Origin of the sequence: Candidatus Binatus sp. (assembly GCF_030646925.1) — a bacterium.
GTDB lineage: Bacteria > Desulfobacterota > Binatia > Binatales > Binataceae > Binatus.
On record NZ_JAUSKL010000065.1, the window covers coordinates 37,643 to 44,113 of the forward strand.

The following is a 6,471-nucleotide window of genomic DNA, read 5'->3' on the forward strand; positions in this document are numbered from 1 at the left end:
TACATCGAGGTGTAGCTAGTTGGCGGCGGGCGAGAAAAACCCGAGCACCGCGCTCGCCACCTGATGCGGCTCGCTGCCGTCGATCGGCACCACGTACGCCATCGGCGGCGGCGCCACGCCGAGCGCGCGGTTGGGATCGCCCAGCAAGCGCACGCCGGCGAAAATGAACGCCGTGGAATCGGGCGACCAGATCTGATGCGATACCGCGAGTTGATCGAAATAGCGGTACATCGTCGATTCGTCCACGGTGGTGAGGAAATTGCCGAGCGCTTTTTCCTTGCCGGACTTAAGGTCGATTACATTCCACGCGTAGTACGGTTTCTCGGGCGGCACGCCGATATACAGCACGTGCTGCGAGTCCGGCGAGAAGAAAAACGCCGCGACATCGGCCTTGGTGATCCACTTCGAAGTCGCGTCCGCGATATCGACCAGCTTGATCCCGTGATAGACGGGATTCTGCGCGGTGATCGCGGTCGAGTACGCGAGATGCGCCGAATCGGGCGCCCAGATCATGCTGTTCTCGCCGACCGGCAGACTCACGATCGAGCGCGGATTCTTTCCCTGCGCATCCGCCACCACGATATTCGATTCGGCATGATAGCTCGCGACGTACGCGATATGTTTGCCGTCCGGCGACCAGCATGGATTCTTGAACGGCGTGCGCCCGCTCGATAGCACCTTGTCGATATTCTGGCTGGTCGGCGTGAGGCTCATCAGCGCGACCTGCTCGGTGCGCTCCGAATTGAGCGCCAGCAGATGCAGCGCGAGCGTGTCGGGTTTCATCCCCCACGCGAAGTAAAGCGGCAGCCCGGTCGTGACGATTCTGACCGGCGCCGATTCCTTTTTCTCCGCGAGCATCAGGCTCATCCCGCGCGGTTCTCCAAGCAGAAACGAAAGATGCTGTCCGTCGCCAAGCCAGACCAGGTAGATCAAGCGCTCGCTGCGGCTCTCGAAGATTTGCATCGATACCTGGCTCGCGATGTCGTACACCCACACGGCGTACGAGGCGCCGTCCTTCTTGTGCGTCTCCGACGCGTACGCGAGCATCTTGCCGTCGGGTGAGAAGGTAGGCCAACCGTACTCCGAGCCGCTGCGCGGCGCGCTCTCCTCGGGACGTCCGGGTTCGCCTGGGATGCCCGGCAACTGAGCCGGCCACGCGGCCAGCGCGACTGCGTCGTCGCGTCGGACATGCGCGCCCGCGCCCTTGCACGTGATGCATCGCGGCTGGGCGCACTTGGCGTCGCAGTAGTAGATGTTCGCGTCGGTGCCGACGTAGGTGATGTTGCCCGCCGAGGGCGTCGCCGCAGCCGCGGCGATCGACGCGCCGAACCACAACAGGATCGCCGTGGCCGCGGGAATCATCATGCACGCGCGCAGGAGACGCATCGCTCTGGATGTCACGCGCTTAGAATTGCGCGTGGGGCGCGATCAAGGCAAGAACGTGGCGCGAACGCGCGATGCGATTCCAGCGGGTTGACTTCAGCGCATCCAATCACTCAAATTGTACGTATGTGGCGAGCAGCAATTTGTTTCAGCGCCGCGCTCGTGCTCGGCTTGCCGAGCTTTTCGCACGCGCAATATAACGACAACGATCGGCAGAACCCAAAGGAATATACCGACGAAGACTCTCAGCCGCTCGCGTTGATGGCCGACATCCTTTACCCGGTGGGATTTGCCGCCGAATGGCTGCTCGCGCGTCCGATGCATTATGTCGCCACCGACAGTCCCATTTCCGGCGCCTACCGGCCAGTGGGCGGCGCGGATTTCTCGCCGCCTCCGCCAGTACCGATAATCCCCGACAATTCGCTCGGCTCGACGGTCTCGAGTTCGTCGCCGCAGGACTGGACGCCGACCAAAACCAAGCCGATTCCCGCGCAAGCCGCGCAGCCCGCGACGATCGCCAAGCCGTCGGTTCCGTCGGTTTCCGCCTATTCGACGGCGCCGCCCGGCCAATCGCAGATGCACTGATCCCGGGCCGTGATCGCATCCACGGCCGCGCACGTTTCTGGCGCTATCAACCGCCTTGAAACTCTGGCATCTTTGCGGCATAGAATTTTTCCTAATCAGCTACGTCCAATTATCGTGAGTCAGCTAATGTTTCCGCATCCGCTGGGAGGATCCTGCACTTAGATGGCTGCTGCACTGAAAGAGAAAGCTCCGACCGATCCGATTGAATTAAAGAAGTGGCGCGAAGAAGAACAGGCGAAAGAACGCGCCAAACGTGGCAAGGAAAAAGCTGAAATCGGCACCTTGTGGAGCCGGCGCGATTTCCTGGGCGTGCTCGGATGGGCCGGCTTCGGCGCCTTCTCGCTGCTGGGATTGCTGGCCGCCGTGCGCTCCGCGTTTCCCCGCGTGCTGTTTCTGCCGCCCTCGAAGTTCAAGGCGGGTCTGCCTGATGACTATGTCGTCGGCGAAGTCAGCGAAAAATTCAAGCAGGATTTCCGCACCTGGATTATCCGCACCAAGGCGGGCTTCTATGCCATCTTCGCGAAGTGCACGCACCTCGGATGCACGCCGCGATGGCTCAAGGCGGAAGAAAAATTCAAATGTCCGTGCCACGGCTCCGGCTATGATATCAGCGGCCTCAACTTTGAAGGACCCGCGCCGCGGCCGATGGATCGATTCAAGATTTACGTCGGCGACGACGGACAACTGGTAGTCGATAAGGCGGTGGTTTATACGATGGAACCGGGCGCCGACCCCAACGAACAGCACCCGGAAAGCATCCTGAAGCTTGCCTGATCGATAATCGATAAAGGTCGAGGTCAAAGCGGGCGCGGACCAGAGCCGCGCTCGCTTTCTTTTGCTATCATCTGACGAGTATCGAACCTCATCGCAGGAGATCACGATGCCGATAATCAAAGCCGGGAACATCAATCTGAGTTACGCGACCTACGGCGAGGGCGAACCGCTGCTGTTGATCATGGGATTCGGGATGCCCGGCGCGGCGTGGCTTCCGTCGCTGCCATTCTTCGCGGGCTTCAAATCGATCTACTTCGACAATCGCGGCACGGGCTTGAGCGACAAGCCCGAAGGTCCGTACACGGTCGAGGACATGGCGGACGATGCGAGCAATCTGCTGGAAGCGCTCGACATTCCGAGCGCCAAGGTCTTCGGTGTTTCGATGGGCGGCATGATCGCGCAGGAACTGATGCTGCGGCATCCGGAGCAGGTCATCAAAACCGTGCTTGGCTGCACGATGCCCGGCGGTCCCAACACCAGGATGGCCGGCCCCGATGTGATCGAGATGCTGATGACCGGGTCGAAACTGATGACGACCGATCCGGAGAAGGGCTTCGACATCATGCTGCCGGCGCTGATGCCGCCCGAGTTCAACGCGGCTCAGCCGGAAATCAAACCGATGCTGGTCGCGGGGGCGAAGATGATGCCGCCGACACCGCCGGAGACCGCCGATCGCGCGATGGCGGGAATCGCGAGCTTCAACGCTTACGATCGGCTCGAGCAAATCAAATGCCCGGTGATGATCGTGCACGGTGATCAGGACGTGCTGGTGCCGCCGGAGAATGCGGAATTGATCAAGGGAAAGATCGCGCACGCCGAGATGTACCTGATTCCCGGCGCGGGGCATGCGTTTCAGTCAGTCGATCCGGTCGGAATCCATCAGCGAATCGTGACCTGGCTGAAGAACTGATCGCGCGCGCTTCAGTAGTGATAGCGCGCCTGTAGGAAATCAACGCGCCCGGCGCTGACTGCGTACACCAGGCGATGCTCCTCGGTGACGCGGCGCGACCACGCCCCCGCGAGGACGTATTTCAGCGGCTCGGGTTTCCCGACGCCCTGAAACGGATCCCGCATCACCGCTTCCACCAAATCCAGGATCCTCAGCGCCACCTTCCGATTCGTCTCGACCCAGTACCGCAAATCCTGGCGAAATTCAGGATGAAAGATCGCGAGCCGCTCAGACTTTGCCAAGCCCGAACTCGCGCCGGAGCTTTTCAATCGATTGCGGCTTCAGTCGCCTGCCGCGAGCCCGGCTCAAAGCTGTTATCAGTCGTTTGGCGTTCACCGGCGAACGTAGCAGATGTGCCGTCTCGAGCAGGGATTCGAGCTCATCGGCCGCGACCAATGCGACGTCGCGAGCGCCGCGGCGATGAATTATCAGGACCTCGCGGCTCTCCGCGACGTCATCGCAGAGCGAGGCGAAATTCGCGCGCGCCTCGGTATAGGATGTTTCTTTCGCCATCGCTTACTTGTACCGTATTCCTGTACATCATGCGACCGCGTTCGGCATCAGCCGACCAGTCCGACCGTCCGTCATCCCGAGCGCAGGCTGCCGGAGTCGAGAGATCTGCGCGCTGGCTATGGTCGCATGGCTGAGTTCAGATCATTTCCTTTGCCTCGCCCGCTTCGTTGCGGGAGAGGCGCGCCGAAGCGCGTAAGCGACGAGGCGGGTGAGGGTGCAGTCGGCGCGAAGAAAGGATCCGGGATTCTTCGCTTCGGCAGCCTCCGCTCTGAATGACAGAAAGGAGGTGCGCGCTACACCCTCAAATCCCTGCGATAGGTGATGTAGTTCGCGCAGATTTTCGCGCCGAGCTTTTCCGCGGTGCGGCGCGACGGCCAGTTGTCGTCGAGCACCAAAGTATAGCTAAGGTACTTCGATCCATTCCTGATCAGGCGCAGATACGAGTACGCTGCCATCGCGAGATTCACGCCGCGCCCCCGCCCTGCTTCGAGCACGCCGATACCCAGAAAATTGAGCTTCTCATGATCGGCGAGCGTCCGTCCCGGTTTGAGGATCACTCCTTCGACGTTGGGCGGTGTAACCATCAGCGCGCCGACCGGCGCGCCGTCCTTGTACGCGAGCACCGACGTCTCGAGCCCGCCGCTGATACTGAAGTAGTCGAACAGGAATGACATCTCGCCGCGGCTGAAAGGGGTCATCCCCCAGTGGCGCGAGAACGCCTGGTTCCAGGTCGGCTCGAAGTCGTTCAGGCGCCGCGACTCCGGCACATCCTTCAGCGCGAGGATCTCGAATCCCGCGCGCCGGCATGCTTCCAGCGCGCTCTCGTAGCGCGCGATCAATTCAGGCGTGACCTTGATCTTGTAATCGACCCAGCCGCGCTCCGACTCGAAGCCTGCGTCCTTCAGCAGCGCGTGATAGTAAGGCGGATTCTGCCGCGCGATGTCCGGCGGCAGGGTCTCGTAGTCGTCGATCACGTAGGGAAATTCGAGCAGGCCGTAGCCAGTTCTCGCGACCGCCGCGCCGCGCGATTTCAGCCACGACGCGGCCTCGTCGATCATCAGTCTGACGCCGTCGCGCGCGTCGGGCATCGCCTCGAACATCACGATATGCCCGAGCGCTTCCTTCCAATGACGCTGGTAGGATCCGTCGATAAGAGCGACCGCGCGCGCGACCATCCGCCCGTTGTCGATCACCGCAAACGGACACAGCTTGCGATCGACGGCAAACGGGCCTTCACCCATCAGCAGCGGCAACTGCACGGCTATCTGCGAGGGCCATCGCGCGCTCCGGTACTCATAGACGCGATCGTGAAACCGCACGAACTCAGTCAGCGCGGCCTCCCCCCTCGGACTCTCGATTTTAACTGCCAATCGGTATGTTCCTCGCGATGCGCCCAGGATGGGTTGCGGTGCGCGGGAATCAACGCAAAACTGATCCTAACTTGTTTCCGCTCGCAGCGTGCGCTAATCACCACGCAGGGCCAAAACTAGCGCCACGATTGACGAAACGTCAAATCAGCGCGTCGGCGATGGCTTCCAAGGAGCGCCCATCCATGGTTGAAAAAACGATCGAGCTAACGGGAATCTCGGCCAACTCGGTCGAAGAGGCCGTGCAACTTGCAGTCTCGCGCGCCGGCGTCACCATCAAGGGCATCCACTCGGCGCATCTGGAAGACGTAACCGCTACAATCGAGGCGAACAAGGTGGTACGCTGGAAGGTTAAACTAAAAGTGACCTTCCAGGTCAAGGATGAGCTACACGAGTGAGTCTTCACCGCGCGGAATCGAACGAGGCTTCCGCGCACGATGCAACATCTCGCGACGCGTATCGAGCGCAATTCGCGACCAAGCGGCGGAGCGCAAGGACGTCAAGTCATGCGAAACCAGCCACTGAGAGTAGGTAATGGCCAAAGTAGTCGAGGTTAACCCGGGCATCTACGAACTATTTCTGCCGCTTCCGATGCGGCCCACGATCATCAACGTTTACCTGATCGATTGCCATGGCGCGTGGGCCTTGGTCGATACCGGGATGAACTCACCGGAGAGCATCGCGGCGCTCGAAGAATCGCTCGCCGAGGTTGGAATCAAGGTCGAGGACCTCGACGCGATCATCGCGACCCATCATCACATCGATCATTTCGGCGCGTCAGGCGAACTTCGCCGCCGCAGCCACGCCATCACGCACATTCATCGCCTCGAAGCAGAACGCGCCGGCCGCATGATCGAGTTCGGCAAGATGAGCCCGGGCGAACGGCCCGAATCGCGCGCG

The 6,471-nt window shown here is 61.2% G+C and carries 9 protein-coding genes; 5 read left to right on the forward strand and 4 right to left on the reverse strand.

Features of this window, described 5'->3' with window-relative positions; all coding sequences use genetic code 11:
- Positions 1–15 precede the first annotated feature (15 nt).
- Positions 16–1,386, reverse strand: a complete 1,371-nt coding sequence (locus Q7S58_RS10820) for a hypothetical protein (RefSeq protein WP_304824891.1) — start codon at positions 1,384–1,386, stop codon at positions 16–18.
- Between the two features lie 123 nt (positions 1,387–1,509).
- On the opposite strand from Q7S58_RS10820, the gene Q7S58_RS10825 reads away from it, so the two are divergent.
- The 3 genes from Q7S58_RS10825 to Q7S58_RS10835 all read left to right on the forward strand — a co-directional run bounded on the left by Q7S58_RS10825 (position 1,510) and on the right by Q7S58_RS10835 (position 3,652).
- Entirely contained in the window at positions 1,510–1,968 is a 459-nt protein-coding gene (locus tag Q7S58_RS10825) for a hypothetical protein (RefSeq protein WP_304824894.1), read from the forward strand.
- 162 nt (positions 1,969–2,130) lie between these two features.
- Positions 2,131–2,742: a ubiquinol-cytochrome c reductase iron-sulfur subunit gene (locus Q7S58_RS10830; RefSeq protein ID WP_304824896.1), complete on the forward strand. Its 612-nt coding sequence runs from the start codon at positions 2,131–2,133 to the stop codon at positions 2,740–2,742.
- Positions 2,743–2,848: 106 nt separating this feature from the next.
- Entirely contained in the window at positions 2,849–3,652 is an 804-nt protein-coding gene (locus Q7S58_RS10835) for an alpha/beta fold hydrolase (protein WP_304824899.1), read from the forward strand.
- Positions 3,653–3,663: 11 nt separating this feature from the next.
- Here the strand turns inward: Q7S58_RS10835 and Q7S58_RS10840 are convergent, their stop codons facing one another.
- The 3 genes from Q7S58_RS10840 to Q7S58_RS10850 all read right to left on the reverse strand — a co-directional run bounded on the left by Q7S58_RS10840 (position 3,664) and on the right by Q7S58_RS10850 (position 5,574).
- Entirely contained in the window at positions 3,664–3,933 is a 270-nt protein-coding gene (locus Q7S58_RS10840; RefSeq protein WP_304824902.1) for a Txe/YoeB family addiction module toxin, read from the reverse strand.
- Positions 3,920–4,204: a type II toxin-antitoxin system Phd/YefM family antitoxin gene (locus tag Q7S58_RS10845; RefSeq protein WP_304824906.1), complete on the reverse strand. Its 285-nt coding sequence runs from the start codon at positions 4,202–4,204 to the stop codon at positions 3,920–3,922. The genes Q7S58_RS10840 and Q7S58_RS10845 overlap by 14 nt, the downstream gene beginning before the upstream one ends.
- Before the next feature lie 293 nt (positions 4,205–4,497).
- A complete protein-coding gene (locus Q7S58_RS10850; RefSeq protein WP_304824910.1) occupies positions 4,498–5,574 on the reverse strand; it encodes a hypothetical protein in 1,077 nt (358 codons plus the stop codon).
- Positions 5,575–5,756: 182 nt separating this feature from the next.
- Here Q7S58_RS10850 and Q7S58_RS10855 point away from each other — a divergent pair, with 182 nt between their 5' ends.
- Together Q7S58_RS10855 and Q7S58_RS10860 are read left to right on the forward strand one after the other, a co-directional pair.
- Positions 5,757–5,969, forward strand: coding sequence for a dodecin family protein (locus Q7S58_RS10855; protein WP_304824913.1), 213 nt, complete (start codon positions 5,757–5,759; stop codon positions 5,967–5,969).
- Between the two features lie 136 nt (positions 5,970–6,105).
- A partial coding sequence (locus Q7S58_RS10860) for an MBL fold metallo-hydrolase (protein WP_304824916.1) occupies positions 6,106–6,471 on the forward strand: 366 nt, incomplete at its 3' end.

What these genes read in the sequence shown, in the direction of transcription:
- Q7S58_RS10820 (WP_304824891.1), bottom strand. Translation starts at nt 1,386, where the DNA reads ATGCGTCTCCTGCGCGCGTGCATGATGATTCCCGCGGCCACGGCGATC.
- Q7S58_RS10825 (WP_304824894.1), top strand. Translation starts at nt 1,510, where the DNA reads ATGTGGCGAGCAGCAATTTGTTTCAGCGCCGCGCTCGTGCTCGGCTTG.
- Q7S58_RS10830 (WP_304824896.1), top strand. Translation starts at nt 2,131, where the DNA reads ATGGCTGCTGCACTGAAAGAGAAAGCTCCGACCGATCCGATTGAATTA.
- Q7S58_RS10835 (WP_304824899.1), top strand. Translation starts at nt 2,849, where the DNA reads ATGCCGATAATCAAAGCCGGGAACATCAATCTGAGTTACGCGACCTAC.
- Q7S58_RS10845 (WP_304824906.1), bottom strand. Translation starts at nt 4,204, where the DNA reads ATGGCGAAAGAAACATCCTATACCGAGGCGCGCGCGAATTTCGCCTCG.
- Q7S58_RS10855 (WP_304824913.1), top strand. Translation starts at nt 5,757, where the DNA reads ATGGTTGAAAAAACGATCGAGCTAACGGGAATCTCGGCCAACTCGGTC.